This is a genomic window from Allobrachymonas wangyanguii, from assembly GCF_045055315.1.
Taxonomy (GTDB): domain Bacteria; phylum Pseudomonadota; class Gammaproteobacteria; order Burkholderiales; family Burkholderiaceae_C; genus Brachymonas; species Brachymonas wangyanguii.
On the sequence record NZ_CP173677.1, the window covers coordinates 1908519 to 1931605 of the forward strand.

At 63.7% G+C, this 23087-nt stretch carries 19 protein-coding genes; 11 read left to right on the top strand and 8 right to left on the bottom strand.

The features are described 5' to 3' along the window. Nucleotides 1-84: 84 nt before the first annotated feature. Together ACI3EV_RS09285 and ACI3EV_RS09290 are read left to right on the top strand one after the other, a co-directional pair. Nucleotides 85-1995 (top strand): alkaline phosphatase D family protein, encoded by a 1911-nt coding sequence (locus ACI3EV_RS09285; protein WP_337690398.1) that lies wholly within the window; start codon nt 85-87, stop codon nt 1993-1995. 33 nt (nt 1996-2028) lie between these two features. After that, nucleotides 2029-3942, top strand: coding sequence for a 5'-nucleotidase C-terminal domain-containing protein (locus ACI3EV_RS09290; RefSeq protein ID WP_337690396.1), 1914 nt, complete (start codon nt 2029-2031; stop codon nt 3940-3942). A gap of 103 nt (nt 3943-4045) precedes the next feature. Here ACI3EV_RS09290 and murJ read toward each other — a convergent pair whose 3' ends face one another. Beyond that, the gene (gene murJ / locus ACI3EV_RS09295) at nt 4046-5605 is read right to left on the bottom strand and encodes a murein biosynthesis integral membrane protein MurJ (RefSeq protein ID WP_337690392.1); all 1560 of its coding nucleotides are present in this window, start codon (nt 5603-5605) and stop codon (nt 4046-4048) included. Between the two features lie 163 nt (nt 5606-5768). Here murJ and rpsT point away from each other — a divergent pair, with 163 nt between their 5' ends. After that, the gene (gene rpsT, locus ACI3EV_RS09300) at nt 5769-6065 is read left to right on the top strand and encodes a 30S ribosomal protein S20 (RefSeq protein WP_329771247.1); all 297 of its coding nucleotides are present in this window, start codon (nt 5769-5771) and stop codon (nt 6063-6065) included. A gap of 134 nt (nt 6066-6199) precedes the next feature. Here rpsT and ACI3EV_RS09305 read toward each other — a convergent pair whose 3' ends face one another. Then, the gene (locus ACI3EV_RS09305; RefSeq protein ID WP_337690390.1) at nt 6200-6520 is read right to left on the bottom strand and encodes a DUF3579 domain-containing protein; all 321 of its coding nucleotides are present in this window, start codon (nt 6518-6520) and stop codon (nt 6200-6202) included. A gap of 220 nt (nt 6521-6740) precedes the next feature. Between ACI3EV_RS09305 and ACI3EV_RS09310 the strand changes: the two genes are divergently transcribed. Together ACI3EV_RS09310 and argF are read left to right on the top strand one after the other, a co-directional pair. After that, nucleotides 6741-7931: an aspartate aminotransferase family protein gene (locus ACI3EV_RS09310; RefSeq protein WP_337690387.1), complete on the top strand. Its 1191-nt coding sequence runs from the start codon at nt 6741-6743 to the stop codon at nt 7929-7931. 46 nt (nt 7932-7977) lie between these two features. Then, nucleotides 7978-8898 (top strand): ornithine carbamoyltransferase, encoded by a 921-nt coding sequence (gene argF, locus ACI3EV_RS09315; RefSeq protein ID WP_337690385.1) that lies wholly within the window; start codon nt 7978-7980, stop codon nt 8896-8898. A 72-nt stretch (nt 8899-8970) separates the two neighbouring features. On the opposite strand, the gene ACI3EV_RS09320 is transcribed toward argF, so the two are convergent. Next, nucleotides 8971-9408 carry a hypothetical protein gene (locus tag ACI3EV_RS09320; protein WP_337690384.1) on the bottom strand — a complete coding sequence of 146 codons (438 nt, stop codon included), beginning with the start codon at nt 9406-9408 and terminating at the stop codon, nt 8971-8973. 42 nt (nt 9409-9450) lie between these two features. Next, on the bottom strand, nt 9451-10653 hold the full coding sequence (locus ACI3EV_RS09325; protein WP_337690383.1) for an FAD-dependent monooxygenase: 1203 nt from the start codon (nt 10651-10653) through the stop codon (nt 9451-9453). A 179-nt stretch (nt 10654-10832) separates the two neighbouring features. On the opposite strand from ACI3EV_RS09325, the gene yegQ reads away from it, so the two are divergent. The 5 genes from yegQ (at nt 10833) to ACI3EV_RS09350 (ending at nt 16355) form a co-directional block, all read left to right on the top strand. Next, nucleotides 10833-12233, top strand: a complete 1401-nt coding sequence (yegQ, locus tag ACI3EV_RS09330) for a tRNA 5-hydroxyuridine modification protein YegQ (RefSeq protein WP_337690382.1) — start codon at nt 10833-10835, stop codon at nt 12231-12233. A 59-nt stretch (nt 12234-12292) separates the two neighbouring features. After that, the gene (locus tag ACI3EV_RS09335; RefSeq protein ID WP_329771254.1) at nt 12293-13462 is read left to right on the top strand and encodes a polysaccharide export protein; all 1170 of its coding nucleotides are present in this window, start codon (nt 12293-12295) and stop codon (nt 13460-13462) included. Nucleotides 13463-13467: 5 nt separating this feature from the next. Next, on the top strand, nt 13468-13905 hold the full coding sequence (locus tag ACI3EV_RS09340; RefSeq protein ID WP_329771255.1) for a low molecular weight protein-tyrosine-phosphatase: 438 nt from the start codon (nt 13468-13470) through the stop codon (nt 13903-13905). A 4-nt stretch (nt 13906-13909) separates the two neighbouring features. Further along, on the top strand, nt 13910-16084 hold the full coding sequence (locus ACI3EV_RS09345; RefSeq protein WP_337690376.1) for a polysaccharide biosynthesis tyrosine autokinase: 2175 nt from the start codon (nt 13910-13912) through the stop codon (nt 16082-16084). A 73-nt stretch (nt 16085-16157) separates the two neighbouring features. Then, nucleotides 16158-16355 (top strand): hypothetical protein, encoded by a 198-nt coding sequence (locus ACI3EV_RS09350; RefSeq protein WP_337690374.1) that lies wholly within the window; start codon nt 16158-16160, stop codon nt 16353-16355. A gap of 167 nt (nt 16356-16522) precedes the next feature. Here ACI3EV_RS09350 and acnB read toward each other — a convergent pair whose 3' ends face one another. The 4 genes from acnB to ACI3EV_RS09370 form a co-directional block, all read right to left on the bottom strand. Next, nucleotides 16523-19108 (bottom strand): bifunctional aconitate hydratase 2/2-methylisocitrate dehydratase, encoded by a 2586-nt coding sequence (gene acnB / locus ACI3EV_RS09355; RefSeq protein ID WP_337690371.1) that lies wholly within the window; start codon nt 19106-19108, stop codon nt 16523-16525. Between the two features lie 66 nt (nt 19109-19174). Continuing rightward, entirely contained in the window at nt 19175-19804 is a 630-nt protein-coding gene (locus ACI3EV_RS09360; RefSeq protein ID WP_329771259.1) for a hypothetical protein, read from the bottom strand. 51 nt (nt 19805-19855) lie between these two features. Beyond that, the gene (locus ACI3EV_RS09365; RefSeq protein WP_337690369.1) at nt 19856-20848 is read right to left on the bottom strand and encodes an aldolase/citrate lyase family protein; all 993 of its coding nucleotides are present in this window, start codon (nt 20846-20848) and stop codon (nt 19856-19858) included. 141 nt (nt 20849-20989) lie between these two features. After that, nucleotides 20990-21976: a malate dehydrogenase gene (locus ACI3EV_RS09370; RefSeq protein ID WP_329771261.1), complete on the bottom strand. Its 987-nt coding sequence runs from the start codon at nt 21974-21976 to the stop codon at nt 20990-20992. A gap of 258 nt (nt 21977-22234) precedes the next feature. On the opposite strand from ACI3EV_RS09370, the gene ACI3EV_RS09375 reads away from it, so the two are divergent. Then, entirely contained in the window at nt 22235-23032 is a 798-nt protein-coding gene (locus tag ACI3EV_RS09375; protein ID WP_337690367.1) for a GntR family transcriptional regulator, read from the top strand. The last annotated feature ends 55 nt before the right edge of the window (nt 23033-23087 follow it).

The window sequence follows — 23087 nt, forward strand, 5'->3', positions numbered from 1 at the left end:
AACATTTCTGTCACAAGGGCTTCCTACACTGGCTGTGCATAGCTGCCACCGGCAGCAACACAACACAGCCTAGGGAGTCCAACCATGCAAAGACGGGAGTTGCTGCGCCGCAGTGCAGCCTTTTTCAGTGTCATTACCGCCGGCAGCATCCTGTCAGCCTGCGGTGGCGATGACGACACGCCTGCCGCACCCGCTCCCGACACGCGCCCGCCTGCTGGCACCTACCGTTTCGATCTGGGTGTCGCCAGCGGTGATCCCAAGGCTGACAGCGTGGTGTTCTGGACCCGCGTGCAACAGGCCGATGCCGGCACGGGCGATATCGAATTGACCCTGCAGGTCTCCACGACCGAGGATTTCTCCGAGCTGGTGGTGGAACAGCCGCTGACTGCCACGGCCCTGTACGACCACACGGTGCGCGCCAAGGTGGTGCAGCTGCAGCCGGGTACGCGCTATTTCTACCGCTTTGTCGCCGGCCGCGACCACAGCGTCATCGGCAACAGCAAGACCGCTCCAGCGGCCGATGCCACCCCGCAGCAACTGCGCTTTGCCTGGTTTACCTGCCAGGACTGGTCGGTCAACCACTGGGGCGCCATGGAGCTGCTGGCCGCCGAGCAGGAGCTGGACTTCACCGTGCACGTGGGCGACTACATCTACGAAACCGTGGGTGCCCAGTTCCAGACCGGCCAGGTCGAGCCGGCCCACCAGCCGATCACCCTGCCGGACGGCATGCCACTGGCCGATGGTTCCACCGCCGCCCTGACGCTGGCCGATTACCGCACGCTCTACCGCACCTACCGCAGCGATGCGCGTCTGCAGGAAGTGCACCGCAAGTTCCCCTTCATCGCCGTCTGGGACGACCACGAGTTCAGCGACGACTGCTGGCAGGATCACCAGACCTACAACAACGCCAACCAGCAGCAGACCGATCGCCGCCGTGCCGCCAGCCAGGCCTGGTTCGAATACATGCCGGTGGACATGGGCGACGTCTCCTTCGACCTGAACAAGGCCGGCCACGAAAACATCCGCATCTACCGCGATTTCCAGTTCGGCCAGCTGATGCACCTGGTCATGACCGACCAGCGCCTGTACCGCGACGACCATGCGATTCCGGAAGCGCTACTGCCGCTGTCGCAGGGTGCCCCGCTGGATGCCGCCCTGCAGATGGACACCTCGGTCGGCACGCGCTACTTCACGCCGCTGCCGTTGCTGCTGCAGGCACAGCAGGTGGATCTGCTGACGCAGCAGCCGCGCGCCACTGCGCCCTCCATCCTCGGCAAGACGCAGACGCAATGGTGGAAGGATACCATGCGCAACAGCCGCTCGACCTGGAAATTCTGGGGCAACGAACTGTCGCTGTCACGCATGTGGGCCGACCTGCGCCAGCATCCGCTAGTCACCGATCCGGCGCTGCAGCAGGTGTTTGCCATCAACGCCGACTGCTGGGATGGCTACCCGGTACACAAGCAGGAGCTGATGCAGTTCCTGACCCAGAACAATATCCGCAACGTGGTCGCCATCACCGGCGACCTGCACGCCTTCCAGTGCGGCATCGTGCGCGACCAGATCGGCTTTGACCCGCGCCAGCCGGCCGCCCCGGTCAACCCGCCGGCTGGCAAAGCCGCGATGGTCGATTTTGTCGTTGCCGGCATCAGCAGCAACTCCTTCTTCAGCTACCTGCGAAGCGCCGCCAGGGCCATGCCGGCGCTGCAGGCACTGGTGGCCGACCAGCCCACTTTCGAGACCTTCCTCTGGCGCGGCCTGCCCGCCGGCGTGCATCCGGCCTTCCCGCAAGGCGTTCCGGCCAACAACCCGGACATGCTGTATGGCGATCACCACGCGCAAGGCTATGCCACCGCCACCGTGACGGCCAGCCAGCTGGAAGTGCAGTTCCACAAGGTCAAGCCGCTGGATGAGGGCCAGGCTCCCGCTACCCCGCTGCTGCAGACCACCCGCATCACCCTCCCCGCCGGCAGTACCAGCCCGACCATCGGCTGACCGGTATATTTCACCTCACTGGAGACATTTCCCATGCGCAAGCGCTCCCTGCCCTACGCCCTGCCCGCGATCCTGTCGCTGGCTGGCGCCACCCTGCTCACCGCCTGTGGCGGCGATGACGACAACACGAAGCCGTCCGAACCGGCGGTCGTTGCCAAGCCGCTGGAGCTGACCATCGCCCACGTGGACGACAGCCACTCCAACCTGGACAGCGCCAGCCGCAGCTTCACCCTGGCTGGCCAGAATGTCAGCGTCGATGCCGGCGGCTTCCCGCGCGTCACCGCCATGATCCAGGCCATCCGCGCGAACAATGACAACGTGCTGGCGCTGCATGCCGGCGACGCCATCACCGGCACGCTCTACTTCAACCGCGCTGGCCAGCCGGGCGAAGCCGATGCCGCACTGATGAACACCGTCTGCTTTGACGCCTTCGCGCTGGGCAACCACGAATTCGACAAGGGCGACAGCGGCCTGAAGCAGTTCATCGACTTCCTGCACAAGGACCCGGCCCAGTGCAAGACGCCGGTGCTGTCGGCCAACGTGCAGTTCGGTGCCAATTCCGCGCTGAACCCGCAGAAGGCCCCCGGCTACGTGCAGCCGCACATCGTGGTCGAGCGTGACGGCCAGAAGATCGGTATCGTCGGCCTGACCGTGGCCGGCAAGACCAAGGAATCCTCCAGCCCCGATCCGGACACCACCTTCGAGAAGGAAGCGACTGCGGCCCAGCGCAGCATCGACCAGCTGAAGGCGGATGGCGTCAACAAGATCATCGTCATGTCGCACATCGGCTATGAAGCCGACAAGGCGCTGGCAGCCCAGCTGCGCGGCGTGGACGTGATCGTCGGCGGCGACTCGCACACCCTGCTCGGCCCGGACAGCCTGGAAACCTACAAGGCCGGCAGCCCGTCTGGCGCCTACCCGACACGTCTGCAGAATGCCGATGGCGACAATGTCTGCCTGGTGCACGCCAACGAATATGCCAAGGTGGTCGGCGAACTGAAGGTGAACTTTGACGCCGAAGGCAAGGTCACCGACTGTGCCGGTACCCCGCACGTGCTGATCGGTGACGACTACATCGTCAACAAGGCCGCCCCGGATGCCGCCATGCTGAAAGCAATCCAGGATGACGTGAAGGCCAGCGGTTTCCTGAGCGTGGTGCAGCCGGACGCCAAGGCGCTGGCCGTGCTGGAGCCGTTCAAGAAGCTGGTGGAAGTGTTCAAGGCCAAGATCGTGGCCACGGCACCGCAGGAAATCTGCAGCCGCCGTGTTCCGGGCGGTGCAGGCAGCACCGACTACGGCCGCTCCAGCGCCGAGTGCAATGCCATCGGTGACGTCAGCCTGCGCGGCGGCGATATCCAGCAGCTGGTCGCCCAGGCCTATCTGGACGTGGCCAACCAGGATTACGGCGGTGCCGACTTCACGCTGCAAAGCGGTGGTGGCGTGCGTGTTCCGCTCAAGGGTGAAGTCACCGCAGCCAACGTGATCGAAGTGCTGCCTTTTGGCAACATGCTGTGGCGCCTGGACATCACCGGTGCCGAAGCCAAGTCCATGATCGAGGACGGCCTGGACGCCACCTTCAAGCAGGGCGGCTCTACCGGTCCCTACCCCTACTCGGCCGGCCTGCGTTTCAACGTCGATGCCAGCCAGGCCAAGGGCAACCGCGCCAGCAACCTGCAGGCGTTCGACAAGGCCAGCAACAGCTGGAAAGCCCTCGACATGAACAAGACCTACCGCCTGTTCGTGCTGAGCTTCAACGCCACGGGCGGTGACGGCTACACCACGCTGGCGAATATCCCGGCCGAGCGCCGCATGGACATTGGCGTGCTGGACGCCGACGTGCTGCAGACCTGGATCGACCGCATCAGCGACAAGGATGCCAGCGGTCGTGCCATCATCCGCAAGCTGCCGGTGGACCAGTACAGCACACAGTTCTTTGCTGCCCCGTAAGGCGCAGGGCTGACCGGATCCACCCGGCAGCCCACGGCTGAACGACACAGGGCTGCCTCGCAAGAGGCAGCCCTGTCTTTTTGCCGATGCTGTTGTTGCTGACCTAGCGGCGCACCAGCTGGCGCAGCTTGAAGCCCGACACGGCCAGCGCCCCAAAATAGATCACCACGGCGCCCAGCATGATGCCGGCAAACTGCAGCAGCCGCATCAGCTTGCTGGAAACATCGACCCAGTCCAGGCCATCGGCCCAGAGCAGGAAGGCCGACAGCAGCAGCGTGGCGGCAAACACGCGCAGCAGCAGCAGCGCCCAGCCCTTTTCCGGGCGGTAGCTGCCACGGCGCAGCAGGCCAGCCAGCAGCAGGCCGGCGTTGACCATCGCCGCCAGCGCGATCGACAGCGACAGGCCACCCACCGCCAGCAGCGGCACGAACACCAGGTTCATCAGCTGCGTGGCAATCAGCACGCCAATCGCGATCTTCACCGGCGTCTTGATATCCTGGCGCGCATAGTAGGCCGGCGCCAGCACCTTGATCGCCACCAGGCCGACCAGACCGGCACCGTAGCCCATCAGCGCCAGCGTGGTCTGCTGCACGTCGGTCGAGGTAAAGGCGCCATAGTTGTACAGCACGCTCACCAGCGGCTGCGAGAAGCACAGCAGCGCCGCGGCACACGGCACCGACAGCAGCACCACCAGGCGCAGGCCCCAGTCCAGCATCGCCGAATAGGCCTGCGGATCATCAGCCGCCTTGGCGCGCGCCAGCTGCGGCATCAGCACCACGCCCAGCGCCACGCCCAGCATCGCCGTCGGAAACTCCATCAGGCGATCGGCATAGCTCAGCCAGCTCACGCTGCCGGGTGCCAGGTGCGAGGCAATCTGCGTGTTGATCAGCAGCGAGATCTGCGCCACGCTCACGCCCAGGATCGCCGGCAGCATCAGCTTGCCGATGCGGCGCGTGTGCGGATCGGCCAGTGCCTCGCGCATGGCGCGCCAGGTCAGGCCAATGCGCGGGAACATGCCCAGACGCCCCATGGCGATCAGCTGGGTACCCAGTTGCAGCACACCACCTACCATCACGCCGACGCACAGCGCGTAGACCGGCTGGATGCCCATGCTGGCAAACCACGGGCCGCCGAACCAGGCCGCCAGGATCATCGCGATATTCAGCAGCACCGGCGTGGCGGCTGGCACGGCATAGCGCTTCCAGGTGTTGAGCACGCCGGCGGCCAGCGCCACCATCGACATGAAGCCGATATACGGAAAGATCCAGCGCGTCATGGTGACGGCAGCATCAAAACCCTGCGGATCCTGCTGCAGGCCGCTGGCCAGCAGCCAGACCAGGAACGGCGCGGCAATCACGCCCAGCGCGCAGAAGAACAGCAGCACCCAGAACAGTACCGTGGCCACGCGGTCAATCGTCTGGCGCGTCGCTTCGTCGCCCTCCTGCTCGCGCGCGGCCGCCAGCACCGGCACAAAGGCCTGGCTGAACGCGCCTTCGGCAAACAGGCGGCGGAACATGTTGGGAATGCGGAACGCCACGTTGAAGGCGTCGGTAAAGGCGCTGGCACCAAAGGCCGAGGCAATCAACAGCTCGCGGATCAGCCCGGTGATGCGCGACGCCAGCGTCAGCAGGGAAACAATGGAAGCAGATTTGAACAGGCTCACGGTGGATATCCGGTAGTGTGCACGGCAGTTTCGCGCAGAGGTGCCAGTGTAGCCGTTGCGCATGTCGGCCACACGGCACGCCATCATTTGATGACAAATTGACCAGCACTGGCTATAATTGCGGGTTCCGCTGACATCATCCCTCAACACAAGGAATCACATCATGGCTTCTACCAAGAAGAAAAAGAACCCCCGCCTGGCGTCTGGCCGCAAGCGCGCACGCCAGAACGTCAAGCTGAACGCAGCCAACACCTCGCTGCGTTCCAAGTACCGTACCGCTATCAAGAACGTCGAGAAAGCCGTGCTGGCTGGTGACGTCGAGAAGGCCAAGGACCTGTTCGGCAAGATGCAGTCCGTGGTCGACATCATTGCCGACAAGGGCATCTTCCACAAGAACAAGGCTGCCCGCGACAAGAGCCGCCTGTCTGCCAAGGTCAAGGCCCTGGCTACCGCCGCCTGATTTTTTCAGGCAACGCCCGGTGCGGTCCGTCCGCACTGCCGTTTGTCCGGGTGCGCTGTCAGCAGGAATAACAAAACCGCCTTCATGATGAAGGCGGTTTTTTCATGGGCGCTTGCCAGCGCCTGGCGGGCACTTCAGGGACGCGCGTCCGGCATCAGGCAGGCTTCCACCACCTGCAGGTCATTGTCCCTGGCAAAGTTGATCACGAAATTCCAGGCCAGCGGCTCGTATTCCTCAAGCTCGCGGTTCACGATCACGCACTTGGTACCGCCAACGATGTTCGGCGTGCACCAGGGCGAATAGCTGAGGTGGGCACCAGGATGGCTGGCGCCACCAGGGCGGAAGTGGCTCATGACGCCGGCCAGCCGTTCGGCCCAGTCGCTCGGGCGAAACTTCTTGCCTTGGCTGGTCAGGCCCATGATGAATACTTCTTTGCTGGAGGGAGTGATGGTCATGAATCCGCTGGTCTGAAGGGGCTCGTGGCCCGGTGCGGCGTCGGGCCCGCCGCTGGCACTGCGCACCGATTCTACTACCTGTGCATTGACCGGGCACGCTGGCACACGATCTCGCATGTGTTCTACAATGATTCCCTGACTTGCGCCACGGCGCATATTCCTGTTTCCGCTTGCCCAGGGCCTGTCGCCATGGGCGGCTTTCCTGTTTTCGGAGCACTGCATGACCACCGTTGCCGCCTCTCCCCATGTCATGAACACCTACGGACGACTGCCGGTCGCCCTGTCCCATGGCAAGGGCTCCCGCGTCTGGGACGTCAACGGCAAGTCCTATCTGGATGGTCTGGGCGGCATTGCCGTCAACACCCTGGGCCATGCGCATCCCGAGTTTGTCGCCGCCATGCAGGACCAGCTCGGCAAGATGATCCACTGCTCCAACTACTTCCACATCCCGGGCCAGGAAGCGCTGGCAGCCAAGCTGGTCGAGATCAGCGGCCTGAGCAACGCCTTCTTCTGCAACTCCGGCCTGGAAGCCAACGAGGCCGCGATCAAGCTGGCGCGCAAGTTCGGCCATGACAAGGGCATCGAGAACGCGCAGATCGTGGTGTTCGAAAACGCCTTCCACGGCCGCAGCATCGCCACCCTGAGCGCCACCGGCAACCCCAAGATCCAGGCCGGCTTCGGCCCGCTGGTACCCGGTTTCATCCGCGTGCCGCGCAACGACATCGAGGCACTGAAGCGCGCTACCGAAGGCAATGCCAACGTGGTCGCCATCCTGCTGGAACCAATCCAGGGTGAAGGCGGCATCCACGAGATGACGGTCGATTTCATGCGCCAGCTGCGCCAGCTGTGCGACGAACGCGACTGGCTGCTGATGCTGGACGAGATCCAGTGCGGCTTTGGCCGTACCGGCAAGTGGTTTGCCTACCAGTGGGCCGACATCCTGCCCGACTGCATGAGCCTGGCCAAGGGCCTGGGTTCCGGCATGCCGATCGGCGCGCTGGTGGCCGGTCCGCGTGCCGCCAACGTGATGCAGCCCGGCAACCACGGCTCCACCTTTGGCGGCAACCCGCTGGCCATGCGTGCCGGTCTCGAGACGATCCGCATCATGGAGCAGGAACAGCTGCTGGAAAATGCGGCCCGCATGGGCGACTACCTGCGCACCAGCCTGGAACAGACGTTCGCCAACGATGCCGGCGTGAAGGAAGTGCGCGGCCACGGCCTGATGCTGGGCATCGAGCTGGATCGTCCCTGCGGCGCCCTGCTCAATACGGGCCTGGAACGCGGCCTGCTGTTCAGCGTCACCGCCGACAGCGTGATCCGCCTGGTGCCGCCGCTCAACCTGACGCAGGCCGATGCCGACGAGATCATCGCCATCCTGTTGCCCATGGTGCGCGACTTCCTGGCCGCCTGAGCCCTGCCCGCCGTCCACCCCTGTTTGTTAGCCGAAAGCCCCTCGCATGACCATCCGCCATTACCTGCAGTTCACCGACCTGAGTGCCGACGAATACGCCTACCTGTTCCGCCGTGCGGCACAGATCAAGGCCAAGTTCAAGCGCTACGAGAAGCACCAGACCCTGGCTGACCGCACCCTGGCCATGATTTTCGAGAAAGCCAGCACGCGTACCCGCGTCAGCTTCGAGGCCGGCATGTACCAGCTGGGCGGCACAGTGGTCAACCTGACCGCCCAGGGCAGCCAGCTCGGCCGCTCCGAACCGATCGAGGACACAGCACGCGTCATCAGCCGCATGGTCGACCTGGTGATGATCCGCACCTTTGAGCAGGAGCGCATCGAGCGCTTTGCCGAATTTTCGCGCGTGCCGGTGATCAACGGCCTGACCAACGAATACCATCCGTGCCAGATCGTCGCCGACATCTTCACCTACATCGAGCACCGCGGTGCCATCCAGGGCAAGACCGTGGCCTGGGTCGGTGATGGCAACAACATGGCCAACACCTGGCTGCAGGCGGCCAAGCTGCTCGGCTTTACCGTGCACGTCAGCACGCCCAGCGGCTACGACATCGACAGCACGATCCCGGGCGTGGAACTGGGCGATCACGTCAAGTTCTTCAAGACCCCGCACGAAGCCTGCGCCGGCGCCGACCTGGTCACCACCGACGTCTGGACCAGCATGGGCTGGGAAGCCGAAGACGCGGCACGCCAGGAAGCCTTTGCCGACTGGTGCGTCGACAGCGAAATGATGGCCTGCGCCAAGCCTGACGCCCTGTTCATGCATTGCCTGCCGGCACACCGCGGCGAGGAAGTCAGCGCCGACGTGATCGATGGCAGCCAGTCGGTGGTCTGGGACGAAGCGGAAAACCGCATGCACGGCCAGAAGGCGCTGATGGAGTTCCTGATGCTGGGCCAGCTGGATGATTGAGCCCAGCCTGGCAGCCCTGCGCTGTCAACGGACCAGCATCAGAAAGGCGGGCCTGGAGCCCGCCTTGCCACGTCAGCGTGCGGCGCGCGGCAGCACGCGGAAAGCGTGCCACTGGCCGTTGTTAAGCATGTCACCGCTCATGTCTCCGGGGCGCGCATCCTTGCTCCAGTAGTACAGCGGCTTGCCGACCAGTGCCCATTGCTTGCGGCCGTCATCGCGCTGGAACACGGAAAAATCGCCGCGATTCACCGCCTTGGCATCGGCCAGCAGCGGCGGCCAATTCTGCGCACACTGGGCGTTGCAGTTGGACTTGTTGACGCCATCCTGGTCAAAGGTATAGAGCGTCATGCGGTTGGCGGTGCCGACCATCACGCCACCGACGTTGATGGCGGGTGGCATTTCGCTGCTGCTGGGGGCCTGGTCCTGGGTGCTGGCACAGCCTGCCAGCAGGACAGCGGCCAGTCCGGCAGCCAGGGTGAGGGATCGGGTAGACGTTCGGGTCGGCATCATGTCTCGCTCCTTGGGCTCAGGGTGATGCGGCCATCATACCCTTCACACCACGCACTGCCCATAGAGCCAGGGCACATCGATCAGGCGCTCGCCCAGCAGGCGCATGCCGGTATCGCGACCCCAGCGCATCCAGCCGCTGCTGTGGAAAATGCCGCCATTGCGGATCGAGCGCTGCTGCACGCGTGCCACGCGCTGCCAGCGCTGCTGTGCGTATTGCTGCAGGGCCTGCTGCTGCAATCCCCCCGCCTGCAGGCACTGTGCCAGCACGGCAGCATCCTCGATCGCCATGCCTGCGCCCTGCGCCAGGAAAGGCCGCATCGGATGCGCCGCATCGCCCAGCAGTGCCACTTGTCCCTGCGCCATCTCCCGTGCACTGCGTACCGGCGGACGATCGCACAGCGGCCACAGCCGCCAGTCGTCAATCGCATCGGCCAGGCCGCGTACCGGCAAGGCGGTGTGCCGCAAGGCGGTACGCAGGTGGCCGGCATTGGCCGCATGGTCCCAGCCCTGCAAGTCGTCCGGGCGCGGCCCCTTGATCATGATCACCAGGTTGAGGTGGCTACCGCCGCGTACCGGGTACTGCACCGCATGCAGATCCGGGCCAAGCCAGGCCGTGACCTGGCGCGTACGGAAACAGGCCGGCAAGCTGGTCTGCGGTACCAGCGCCCGGTAGGCCAGGATGCCGCTGTAACGCGGTTCAGCTTCGCCTGGCAGCAGCTGCTTGCGCACCCGGCTCCACAGGCCATCGGCACCGATCAGCATCGGCACTTGCCATTGTTCACGCACGGCATCGGAGCCAGTCGCGGCCAGCTCGACATCCAGGGTGCCATCGGACCGGGTCTGGAAGCGTTCCATCCGCCGCTGCAGCTGTGGCTGCACCCCGTATTGGCGCATCACCTCTTGCAGCAGCACGCGGTGCAGGTCGGCACGATGTACCGTGGCATAGGGCGCGCCATAGCGCAGGCTGAAATGGGAATCGAAGGGCAGCATGCCGAGCAGGCGGCCGTTGAGCGCATCGCGCACACGCAGCATTTGCGGGAAAGATGCAATCTCCTGCAGCGCATCGCCCAGGCCCCAGCTCTTGAGCACGCGCACCACGTTCGGCCCGAGCTGGATGCCAGCACCGACCTCGGCCCAGGCATCGGCCTGCTCAATCACGCGGGAAGGAATTTGCTGGCGCGCCAGCGCCAGTGCGGCAGCGAGCCCGCCAATGCCGCCGCCTGCTATCAGCAAAGGTGTATCCATGGCCTGATTGTGAACCGAAACTGTCCCGCTTAGCACACATCTGCGGGTATCGATGTGCAATATGCACTCGCATTGCGCTTTGGTTTCACGGTTCTGTCTCGCCAAGTTCATGAAAAAACGGGACAATCAGGGATTTTCCGAATTTCCCTGATGGCAAGGTTCGCCCTTGCCGGTCCTGCATGACCCTACCCCTCCGAGCTCCCGAGCTGCTGCTACCCGCTGGCAGTCTCGACAAGATGCGTGCTGCCTACGATTACGGCGCGGATGCCGTCTACGCCGGCCAGCCGCGCTACAGCCTGCGCGCGCGCAACAACGAATTCCGGCTGGAGCAGCTGCAGCAAGGCATTGCCGAAGCCCACGCGCGCGGCAAGAAGCTGTTCGTTACCAGCAACCTGCTGCCGCACAACGACAAGGTGCGCACCTACATGCGCGACATCGAACCAGTCATCGCGCTGCAACCCGACGCCCTGATCATGGCCGACCCCGGCCTGATCATGATGGTGCGCGAAAAATGGCCCGAGATGCCGATCCACCTGTCGGTGCAGGCCAACACCGTCAACTACGCCGCCGTCAAGTTCTGGCAGCGCATGGGCGTGGCGCGCATCATCCTGTCGCGCGAACTCAGCCTGGACGAAATCGAGCGTATCCGCCAGGAATGCCCGGACATGGAGCTGGAAGTCTTCGTGCACGGCGCGCTGTGCATTGCCTACAGCGGCCGCTGCCTGCTCAGCGGCTACTTCAACCGGCGCGATCCCAACCAGGGCACCTGCACCAACGCCTGCCGCTGGAACTACGCCACGCACGATGCCGATATCGACAGCAACACCGGCGATGCCATCGGTACCAGGATGGACCAGGATTTCAACTTCGAAGCCGAGCGCGAGCAGGCCGAGAAATCCTTTGCTGCCACCAGCCGCGAACCGTCCGCCACCGGCGATGGCCAGCGTCATCCGCTGGCCGACAAGGTCTACCTGATCGAGGAAGTGGGCCGTCCCGGCGCGCTGATGCCGATCATGGAAGACGAGCACGGCACCTACATCATGAACAGCAAGGATTTGCGTGCCGTCGAATACGTCGAACGCCTGACGCAGATCGGTGTCGACTCGCTCAAGATCGAGGGCCGTACCAAGTCGCTCTACTACGTCAGCCGCACCGCCCAGATCTACCGCCGCGCGATCGATGATGCCGTGGCTGGCCGTCCGTTCAACCCGGAACTGATCACCGAGCTGGAAGGCCTGAGCAACCGTGGCTACACCGCCGGCTTCCTTGAGCGCCGTCCGGCTAACGACTACCAGAACTACGAAACCGGCAGCTCGCAGACCCAGCGCAGCCAGTTTGTCGGCGAAGTCAGCAAGACCGAAAGCCGCGATGGCTGGCTACAGGTCGAGGTCAAGAACCGCTTTGCGGTGGGTGACCGACTCGAGGTCATTCACCCGGCAGGGAACCAGATCGTCAGACTGGAATCCATGCAGAATGCCGACGGCCTGGATATCCAGGTCGCCAATGGCAGCCCGCTCAAGGTCTGGCTGCCGCTGGAACCCCGCTACCAGGGTGCGCTGCTGGCGCGCCTGACCCAGTAATCACTGGTTACAATTCATTCTTGCCCGCAAGGTCTCTAGCCATAGCCCCGATGATTACCATGACCCCACGTTTGATCCCGACTGCCCTGCTGGCCCTGGCTGTCACCCTGACAGGCTGTGCCGTCCCTGGCGTACAACTCAAGACTTCCGGCAAGCAGGTCACACAGCCCCACGATGCGGCTACCTTCGATATCAACCAGCATGTCGAGATCTTCCCGATCACCCCGGCCCTGCTGGCAACACAGTACCGGCCGGAAGTGCTGCCGCGCGCCAATCCGGGTCTGGCCTCCAGCCTGCAAGCCTATGACTACCGCGTCGGTCCCGGTGATGTGCTGAACATCGTGGTCTGGGGCCACCCGGAGATCAACCGTGCCGTCGGCCAGGCTCCCATGACCAATGCCACCTCCCTGATGGGTGGCCTGGACGGCCAGCAGCAGAACACTTCCAGCGGCACCGTGGTCGATGCGCAAGGCTACATCTTCTACCCGTACGCTGGCCGCGTGCGCGTGTCAGGCAAGTCGGCCTCGCAGATCCGCGCCCAGCTGACCGGCCTGCTAGGCCGTTACCTGCGCTACCCGCAGGTCGATGTCACGATTGCCGCCTACCAGCACAAGAAAGTGCAAGTGACCGGCGCCGTCGAGCGCCCGTCCCAGCTCGCCATCACCAACGTGCCGATGACGGTGCTGAACGCCGTCAACCTGGCCGGTGGCCTGGCTGACAACGCCGATCCGACACGTGCCACGCTGACGCGCAACGGTCATACGCGCACGATTTCACTGTACGACATCATGCAGCACGGCGACATGAGCCAGAACGTGCTGCTCGGCCCGAACGACGTGCTGTTCATTCCCACCAACGAAAAGCGCCGCATCCACGTGATGGGTGAAGTGATCGAGCAGAAGACGCTGGCCGTGCCTCCGAGCGGCCTGTCGCTGACCGCCGCCCTCGGTGAGGCCAAGGGCATCAGCCAGACCCTGGCCGATGCGCGCGGCGTGTTCGTGATCCGTCCGCGTGATCCTGCCGCTACCCACAAGATTGCCGACATCTACCAGCTCAACCTGAAGGACGCCTCGGCCTTTGCCATGGGCACCCGCTTCCAGCTGCAGCCGGAAGACATCGTGTTCGTGACGCTGGCACCGGTCGGCCGCTGGAACCGTGTCGTGAGCCAGGTGATCCCATCCCTGACCACCTTCGGCCTGCTGGCCAACGCCTTCAACCTGGGAGACTAAGCCCCATGTTCAACAAGATCCTGGTGGTCTGCGTCGGCAATATCTGCCGCTCCCCGCTGGCCGAGGCCAAGCTGCGCCAGCTGGCACCGGCCTCGGTCGAAGTCGCCTCTGCCGGCATCCAGGCCATGGTGGACCACCCTGCTGACCCGCAATCGCAAGTCGAAGCCGTGCAGGACGGTCTGGACCTGTCGTCGCATCGCGCGCGCCAACTCACCGATGCCATGTGCCAGTCCTATGACCTGATCCTGGTGATGGAGCAGCGCCATGTCGACAGCGTCTGCCAGATCAGCCCGAGTGCCCGTGGCAAGGTGATGCTGCTGGGCCGCTGGAACAACCAGCAGGAAGTGGCCGACCCGTATCGCAAGGACGCCAGCCACTTTGCTTCCGCCTATCAACTGATTTCTGCCTTTTCCGAGCAATGGAAAAGCAAGATGAACTGGTAAATCCATGTCCAATAGCCAAAACGCAAGCTCCGCTTCCCGCAACCGTCCGCAGCAGAACGACGACGAAATCGACCTGGGTCGCCTGTTCAACGTCCTGCTGCTCAACAAGACCTGGATCGGCCTGAGCCTGCTGGCCGGCCTGCTGGCCGGTGCCCTCTACGCCCTCAGCGCCACCCCGGTCTACCAGTCCAACGCCCTGCTGCAGATCGAGCCCAAGAACAAGAACCAGATCCTTGGCGAACTGAGCGCCCTCACCGGCAACGAATCCGGTGACGCCGCTACCGAGATCCAGATCATCCGTTCGCGCATGGTGCTGGGTACTACCGTGGACGAACTGAACCTGACGGCCAGGCCCGAGTACGTTCGCCCGCCGTTCTACACCAAGTACTTTGGCGACAAGCGCAAGGTTGCACCGGAACTGGTCATCACCAGCATGGTCGTGCCGGACAGCCTGCGTGGCGAAACCTTCACCCTGCGCTACCAGGGCGGCAACAAGTTCGAGATCACCATGCCTGATGGTGAAACCCATGCCGCTACCACCGGTACCGCCTTTACCGCCGCCGATGGCGTGTCCATCCACGTCAGCAAGTTTGCCGGCCTGCCCGGCGACGAATTCGAGGTCACACCGGTTTCCCGCCAGTCTGCCATCACGCGCCTGTCGCGCTCCCTGGGCGTACAGGAGAACGGCAAGAAGACCAACATCATGGGCATGAGCCTGGATGACGAGAATCCGGCACGTGCGCAGAATACGCTGAACACCATCATCGACCACTACGTCAGCCAGAACCAGGAATACGATGCCCAGGTGGCCGGCGCCAGCCTGAAATTTGTCGAACAGCAGCTGCCGGAAATCAAGCAGAAACTGGAAGAGGCTGAAAATGCCCTCAACGCCTACCGCAACCGCAACGCTACCGTCGATATCGCCATCGAATCGCAAGGCGTGGTGCAGAGCCTGAACCAGATCGACATGCAGCTGACCGATCTCAAGATCAAGGAAAGCGAGGTTTCCCAGCTCTACACACCGGATCACCCGGTCTACAAGGCCATCGCCGAGAAGAAGCAGGTGCTGGAAAATGCCCGCAAGCAGCTGCTAGGCAAGATCAGCAACCTGCCCAAGACACAGCAGGATGTGATCCGTCTGAACCGCGACGTCCAGATCCAGCAGGCGATCTACCAGCAGCTGCTGACCAAGCAGCAGGAACTGAACATCACCCAGGCCAGCACAATCGGCAATATCCGCGTGATCGATCGCGCCCTGACCATGGAAGAGCCGATCAAACCGAAAAAACCATTGATCGTGCTGGCCAGCACGCTGGGTGCCGGCCTGCTGAGCGCCCTGTATTTCATCCTGCGATCGCTGTTCCGCCGCGGCATCGAGGAAGCCCATGAGCTGGAAGATATCGGCATGCCGGTATTGTCTTCTGTACCCTTGTCGTCTACGCAACGCAAGCGCGACCTGGTCCTGAAGCACCTGAAGCGTCGCGACAAGAACGTGCGCTCCAACTTCCTGCTGGCCGCCAACCAGCCTGACGACATTGCGGTGGAAGCCCTGCGCTCGCTGCGTACCGCGCTGTACTTCAACCTGATGGAGGCACGCAACAACGTGCTGATGATCACGGGTGCCACCCCGGCGGTCGGCAAGACCTTCGTCAGTGCCAACCTGGCCACCGTGATGGCCCAGGGCGGCAAGAAGGTACTGCTGATCGACGCCGACCTGCGCAAGGGCGGCGTGCATGAACTGCTGAACGTGGAATTGGGACAGGGCCTGGCCGAATACCTGGCCAACCCCGGCTCCAGCGCCCAGATCAAGACGACCTCCGTAGCCGGCCTGGATTTCATGTCGCACGGCACCAGCAACAAGGCCAACCCGGCCGAACTGCTGTCCAGCCCGCGTCTGGCGGAACTGCTGCAACAGGCCTCCAGCCAGTACGATTTTGTCATCGTCGACTCTCCGCCAGTGCTGGCTGTGACCGACGCCAACATCATCGGCCAGCTGGCAGGTACCACGCTGATGGTCACGCGCTTCGAGCAGACCACCGTGAAGGATATCGAGGCCAGCCTGGATCGCCTGCGCAACAACCAGATCCAGGTGGCTGGCGCGGTGCTCAACGGCATCGAACGCTCCGCCTCCAACTACCACGCCTACGAGGCCTACGCCAGCTACGGCAAGACGAACTGACCCTTGCTCCGGATCGCCCGCAGACACGGCGGCCGATCCGGCAGCATCCAGTACGTGCCCAGGCACGCATCGCATGAACCAGACCCCATCCCCTTCAAAGACCCGCTTCTGGATCGGCAACGCCCTGCTTGCCATGGCCTTGCTGATGCTGTTCAACATGAACCCGCTGGCCGAACGCTTTGGCATGCTGGCCTTTGTCGTCTGGGCGGCGCTGGCCGCTGGCGGCGTCTACCTGGTGATGAAGGACAAGCACGAAGAGCCGCCGCTGTGAGCTGACGGTCAACACCTTGTACAGCCTCCTCGCCCCGGCCAGGAGGCTTTTTCATGCCCAGCTCAGCCTCTCCAGCCAGGAAATGGACAAGAAAAAACCCCGCCACCACAAGGCAACGGGGTTGATCGCATCAGGGCGACTCCTGCGAGCCGCCCATTGGCAAGGGCTTAGACGCTCTTGGCCACTTCTGCGTATTCCTCGATCTGGTCGAAGTTCATGTAGCGGTAGACGCTGGCCTTGTCGGCGTCGATGACGCCCATTTCGGCCTGATATTCCGCCACGGTCGGGATGCGACCCAGCTTGGAGCAGATCGCTGCCAGCTCGGCGCTACCCAGATACACATTGGTGTTCTTGCCCAGACGGTTCGGGAAGTTGCGGGTAGACGTGGACATCACGGTCGCGCCTTCACGCACCTGTGCCTGGTTACCCATGCACAGCGAGCAGCCCGGCATTTCGGTACGCGCGCCGGCGGTACCGAAGGCAGCGTAATGGCCTTCCTTCATCAGCTCGTTCTGGTCCATCTTGGTCGGCGGAGCCACCCACAGCTTGACCGGGATATCGCGCTTGCCGCCCAGCAGCTTGGCTGCGGCACGGAAGTGGCCGATGTTGGTCATGCAGGAGCCGATGAAGGCTTCATCGATCGGGGTACCGGCCACTTCGGACATGAACTTGGCGTCATCCGGGTCGTTCGGGCAGCAGACGATCGGCTCCTTGATGTCGGCCAGATCGATCTCGATTACGGCGGCGTACTCGGCGTCAGCATCGGCTTCCAGCAGCTGCGGGTTGGCCAGCCACTGCTCGACCTTCTCGATACGGCGCTGCAGCGTCTTGGCGTCTTCGTAGCCGTCGGCAATCATGTTCTTCATCAGCACGACGTTGGACTGCAGGTACTCAATGACGGGTTCCTGGTTCAGCTTGATCGTGCAACCGGCAGCGGAACGCTCGGCAGAGGCGTCGGACAGTTCGAATGCCTGTTCGACCTTCAGGTTCGGCAGGCCTTCAATTTCCAGCACGCGGCCAGAGAAGATGTTCTTCTTGCCAGCTTTTTCAACCGTCAGCAGGCCAGCCTTGATGGCGTACAGCGGAATCGCATGCACCAGGTCACGCAGGGTCACGCCCGGCTGCATCTCGCCCTTGAAGCGCACCAGCACGGATTCCGGCATGTCCAGCGGCATCACGCCGGTGGCGGCACCAAAGGCCACCAGACCGGAACCGGCCGGGAAGCTGATGCCGATCGGGAAACGCGTGTGGCTGTCGCCGCCGGTACCAACGGTGTCAGGCAGCAGCAGGCGGTTCAGCCAGCTGTGGATCACGCCGTCGCCCGGACGCAGGGCTACGCCACCACGGCTGCTGATGAACTCGGGCAGTTCGCGGTGCATCTTGGCGTCGACCGGCTTCGGATAGGCTGCGGTGTGGCAGAAGGACTGCATCACCATGTCGGCACTGAAGCCCAGGCAGGCCAGGTCCTTCAGTTCGTCACGCGTCATCGGGCCGGTGGTGTCCTGGCTGCCGACGGTGGTCATGCGCGGCTCGCAGTAGGTGCCCGGGCGGATGCCCTGGCCTTCCGGCAGACCGCAGGCGCGGCCGACCATCTTCTGTGCCAGCGTGAAGCCCTTGCCGGAATCGACCGGCGCCTTGGGCAGGCGGAAGGCGGTGGAAGCGGGCAGGCCCAGCTCTTCACGTGCCTTGGCGGTCAGGCTGCGACCGATGATCAGGTTGATACGGCCACCGGCCTGCACTTCGTCCAGCAGCACATCGCTCTTCAGGGCGAAGTCGGCAATCTTCTCGCCATTCTTCTCGACCTTGCCTTCGTAGGGGTAGACGTCCAGCACGTCGCCCATTTCCATCTTGGTCACATCGACCTCGATCGGCAGGGAGCCGGAGTCTTCCTGGGTGTTGAAGAAGATCGGAGCGATCTTGCCACCCAGCGTCACGCCACCAAAGCGCTTGTTCGGCACGAAGGGGATGTCTTCGCCAGTCGCCCAGATCACGGAGTTGGTCGCGGACTTGCGGCTGGAGCCGGTACCGACCACGTCACCCACGTAGGCCACGATATGGCCCTTCTTCTTCAGGTCTTCGATGAACTGGATCGGACCGCGCTTGCCATCTTCCTCGGGCTTGAAGGCCGCGTCGGGGCGGGTGTTCTTCAGCATCGCCAGGTAGTGCAGAGGGATGTCGGGGCGGCTCCAGGCATCGGGAGCGGGCGACAGGTCGTCGGTGTTGGTCTCGCCCGGCACCTTGAACACGGTGACGGTGATCTTCTGCGCCACTTCAGGACGGCTGGTGAACCACTCGGCATCGGCCCAGCTCTGCAGCACTTCCTTGGCCTTGGCATTGCCAGCCTTGGCCTTGGCTGCCACGTCGTTGAAGTAGTCGAACATCAGCAGGGTCTTCTTCAGACCTGCGGCAGCGATGTCAGCCACTTCGGCATCATCCAGCAGCTCCACCAGCGGACCCACGTTGTAGCCACCAACCATGGTACCGAGCAGCTCGGTCGCCTTGGCCTTGCTGATCAGCGCCACCTGGATGTCACCGTGCGCCACGGCAGCCAGGAAGCTGGCCTTGACCTTGGCCGCATCGTCCACGCCCGGCGGCACGCGGTGCGTCAGGAGATCGACCAGGAAAGCTTCTTCACCGGCCGGCGGGTTCTTGATCAGCTCGATCAGTTCGGATGTCTGCTTGGCATCCAGCGCCAGCGGGGGAATGCCGAGTGCGGCACGCTCGGCCACATGGTCACGGTAGGCTTTCAACATGGGTTTTCTCCTGGTAGGTAATTAGAGAGGTTCTGCTGCTGCCCGCAGGCAGCAGCACGGATCGGCTTATTTCAGCAGGTCGACCGGGTTGAGCTTGAGCTCTTCCTCGCGCGCCATCTGCTGTTCGTTGCGGCAACCATCGGCCAGGCGCTGGCCCAGCTTCTGGTTCATCAGCATGGACTTGTTGCCCAGCTGCAGCCAGGTGGCGCCGGCATCCTTGTCTTCCAGTCGCACCACACCGGTGGTGGTCGGCACCTGGCGCATGGTGTAGGTCGGGCCGCGCGTCAGATTGACCTTGTAGACATAGGGATCGGCAGCGTCGGGGGTGACAGTCACGGTCTGGTTCATGTCGCAGCGCATGGCGCCGGCAAACACCGGCAGCGCAGTCGCCGGGAAGGCGACACCCGGTGCGGGCGGCAACGGAGCGGCCGGTGCGCTGGCACCGGTCAGCGGGTTGACCGCCAGGCGGTCGCGCAGCGTGCTCTGGGCGACTGCCGGCTTGGCCGCCGGTTTCTTGGCCGGAGCAGCCTTCCTGGCCGTGGTCTTCTTGGCCACCGGCTTCTTGACGGGTGCCTTCTTGGCAGCAGCCTTGGTCGCCGTGGCCTTCTTGGCCGTGCTGGTCTTGCTGGCCGTCTGGGCCATGGCACCGGAGCTGGCAATCGCCAGGGCAGAGAACAGGATCAGGGTTTTCTTCATGACGTCCTTTACTTGCAAAAATGAAGATGCTGCATTATGGAATCAAAAGCCTCAGGCAAAGAATCCCTGGATGGTCTCTGGTAACGATTTGCCAGTGGCATGGGCACGCTCCAGCAATTGCCAGTAGTACCTGTAACTGGCGCGGTCATGGAGTTTCTTCTTGTGACTCACCGGCGCCCACTCGGCCGCGATGGCAGCAGCGATGATCTCGGCGGCGTCACCGATCTCGGCCTCGGTCGGGGCAAAGGCCTCGATGATCGGGCGGATCTGCGCCGGGTGGATGCTCCACATGCGGGTGTAGCCAAGCTCGCGCGCGGCACGTTCGGCCGCGTGCTGGATCGCATCGGTGTTGCTGAACTCGGTCACCACGCAGTGCGATGGCGTCTTGCCGTAGGCATGGCAGGCAGCGGCCAGCTCCAACTTGGCACGCATCACCAGCGGGTGGCTGAACTGGCCTTCCAGGCCCATCGCGTCGCCCGGGATGGCACCGCCGTGGGCCGAGACAAAATCCATCAGGCCAAAGCTGATCGACTGCACGCGCGGATGGGCGGCAATCTCGAAGGCGTTGCGAATGGCAAAGGAGGACTCGAGCAGCACCTGCAGCGGCATCTGCTGGCCACCGTGCGCATCCACATGCTGCACGGCAAGCTCGACATCGGCCAGCGATTCCACCTTGGGAATCATCACATGGCGCCAGATGGAAGCCCCCTGCCCCACCAGCGTCTCGACATCAGCGGCAAAAGCGGGATGATCGACCGGATGCACGCGCACCGAGACACGCGCATCGGCTGCAGCGGAGCGCGCCAGCTCCAGCACCATGGCGGCATGCTCGGCCTCGCCGCCAACCGGGGCACCGTCTTCGCAGTCCATGGTCAGGTCAAACACGCAGGCACCGAACTCTTCGGTCATCTCGGCCTGCAGCTGCAGGCTCTTGCGGATACGCGCTTCCATCCCGCAATAGTGATCGCAGGTGGGGAGCTGGCCGGTAGCGCCCTGGGCGCCCAGCAGCACATCACGCGGGTGGGCCGTGGTCAAGTCTGTCATGTCGTGGTCTGGCAGGCTGCGCAGGCGATGCCTGCAGGGTCAAAATCCACCCAAGCACACAGCACATGCGCTTGGGCAGATGCCCTGTCGAAACAGGGCAGATCCTTGGTGCTGCCGCTTGTGCGGCAGCCAGGGTAGCAATTACAGCAGGTGCTGCACGCCTTCCTTCTCGCCTTCCAGCTCGGCCAGGGTCTTGTTGATGCATTCCTGGCTGAACGCGTCGATTTCCAGGCCTTCCACGACCTTGTACTCGCCGTTTTCGCATGTCACCGGGAAGCCGAACATGGTGTCTTGCGGGATGCCGTACCAGCCCTGGCTCGGGATACCCATGGTGACCCACTGGCCGTTGGTGCCCAGGGCCCAGTCACGCATGTGGTCGATGGCGGCGTTGGCAGCAGAAGCGGCAGAGCTCAGGCCACGTGCCTCGATGATGGCGGCGCCACGCTTGCCCACGGTCGGCAGGAAGGTGTTGCGGTTCCAGTCTTCGTCGTTGATCAGGTCCTTGACGCCCTGGCCGTCGATGGTGGCGAAGCGGTAGTCGGCGTACATGGTGGGAGAGTGGTTGCCCCACACGGCCAGCTTCTCGATGCTGGACACCGGCTTGCCGGTCTTCTCGGCGATCTGGCTGGCGGCACGGTTGTGGTCCAGGCGCAGCATGGCGGTGAAGTTCTTGGCCGGCAGGTCCGGAGCGCTCTTCATGGCGATGTAGGCGTTGGTGTTGGCAGGGTTGCCCACCACCAGCACCTTGACGTTGCGGTCAGCCACGGCGTTCAGGGCCTTGCCCTGGGCGGTGAAGATCTGGGCATTGGCTGCCAGCAGGTCGGCACGCTCCATGCCGGGGCCACGCGGACGGGCGCCGACCAGCAGCACGTACTGGGCATCCTTGAAGGCAGTCATCGGATCGGAGTGGGCTTCCATGCCAGCCAGCAGCGGGAATGCGCAGTCCTGCAGTTCCATCATCACGCCCTTCAGCGCGTTCTGGGCCTTCTCGTCCGGGATTTCGAGCAGCTGCAGGATCACGGGCTGGTCCTTGCCCAGCATTTCGCCGGAAGCAATACGGAACAGCAGGGCGTAACCGATCTGGCCAGCAGCGCCGGTAACGGCAACGCGTACGGGGGATTTGCTCATGAAACAGTCTCCAGGGAGTGTGAGAAGAAAAAAATGGATGTTGCCTGCCACCCGGCAGACGACAAGAAACCCGTGTGCCGGTCGCCCGGATACTTGGATCCAGGCCCGCTCACAGCGCGTGCCATAGTGTAACGCCGAAAGCTGTTGCGCGACAACTTGTCTTATGTCTTATATAAGATATCATTTAGCAAATGACCGCGCTATCCAGCGTGTCAACTCCACTCTATCCCGCTCCTGTTACACAGGCGCAACAGTGCCATGACCCAAGCCCCTACCGCCCTCGCGGAAGCCGCCCACTCCGGCCCGGCAGCCGGCAGCGACAACGCTGCCACCCCCACCTTCAGTCCGCTCTACCAGCAGATCAAGCAGGCCATGCTGCACAGCCTGCAGGCTGGTGAATGGAAGCCGCAAGAAGCCATCCCGAGCGAAATGGAACTGGCCAAGCGCTACAGCGTGAGCCAGGGCACGGTGCGCAAGGCGATCGACGAACTGGCTGCCGAAAACCTGGTGATCCGCCGCCAGGGCAAGGGCACGTTTGTTGCCAGCCACAACGAGCGCCATGTGGAATACCGCTTCCTGCGCCTGTACCCGGACCATGGCACGCTCGACAGCGAAGGTCCGGCGCAGCGCACCATCCTCGAATGCCGCCGGCTGCGTGCCACGGCCGAGCTGGCCGAGGCGCTGCAACTCGCCAGTGGCGAACCGGTGCTGCAGGTCCGCCGCGTGCTCTCGCTGGGCGGCGTGCCCACCATCCTGGAAGACATGTGGCTGCCGGCCAGCCTGTTCAAGGGGCTCACGGCGGAACAGCTGTCCGAGCACCAGGGTCCGACCTATGGCCTGTTCGAGCGCGACTTTGGCGTGCGCATGACACGTGCCGAAGAACGCGTGCGCGCCACCCTGCCCACTGCGGAGCAGGCAGAACTGCTCCAGGTCGATCCGGCCATGCCGCTGCTGCAGGTGGAACGCACCAGCCTGACCTACAACGACAAGCCAGTAGAGATCCGCAAGGCGCTCTACCGGACCGATACCCACCACTACCGCAACACCCTGAGTTGAGCTGCCGGAAACGGTCGCCGCGATGGCTTACCCGTCCAAATTTGTACGATTCCAA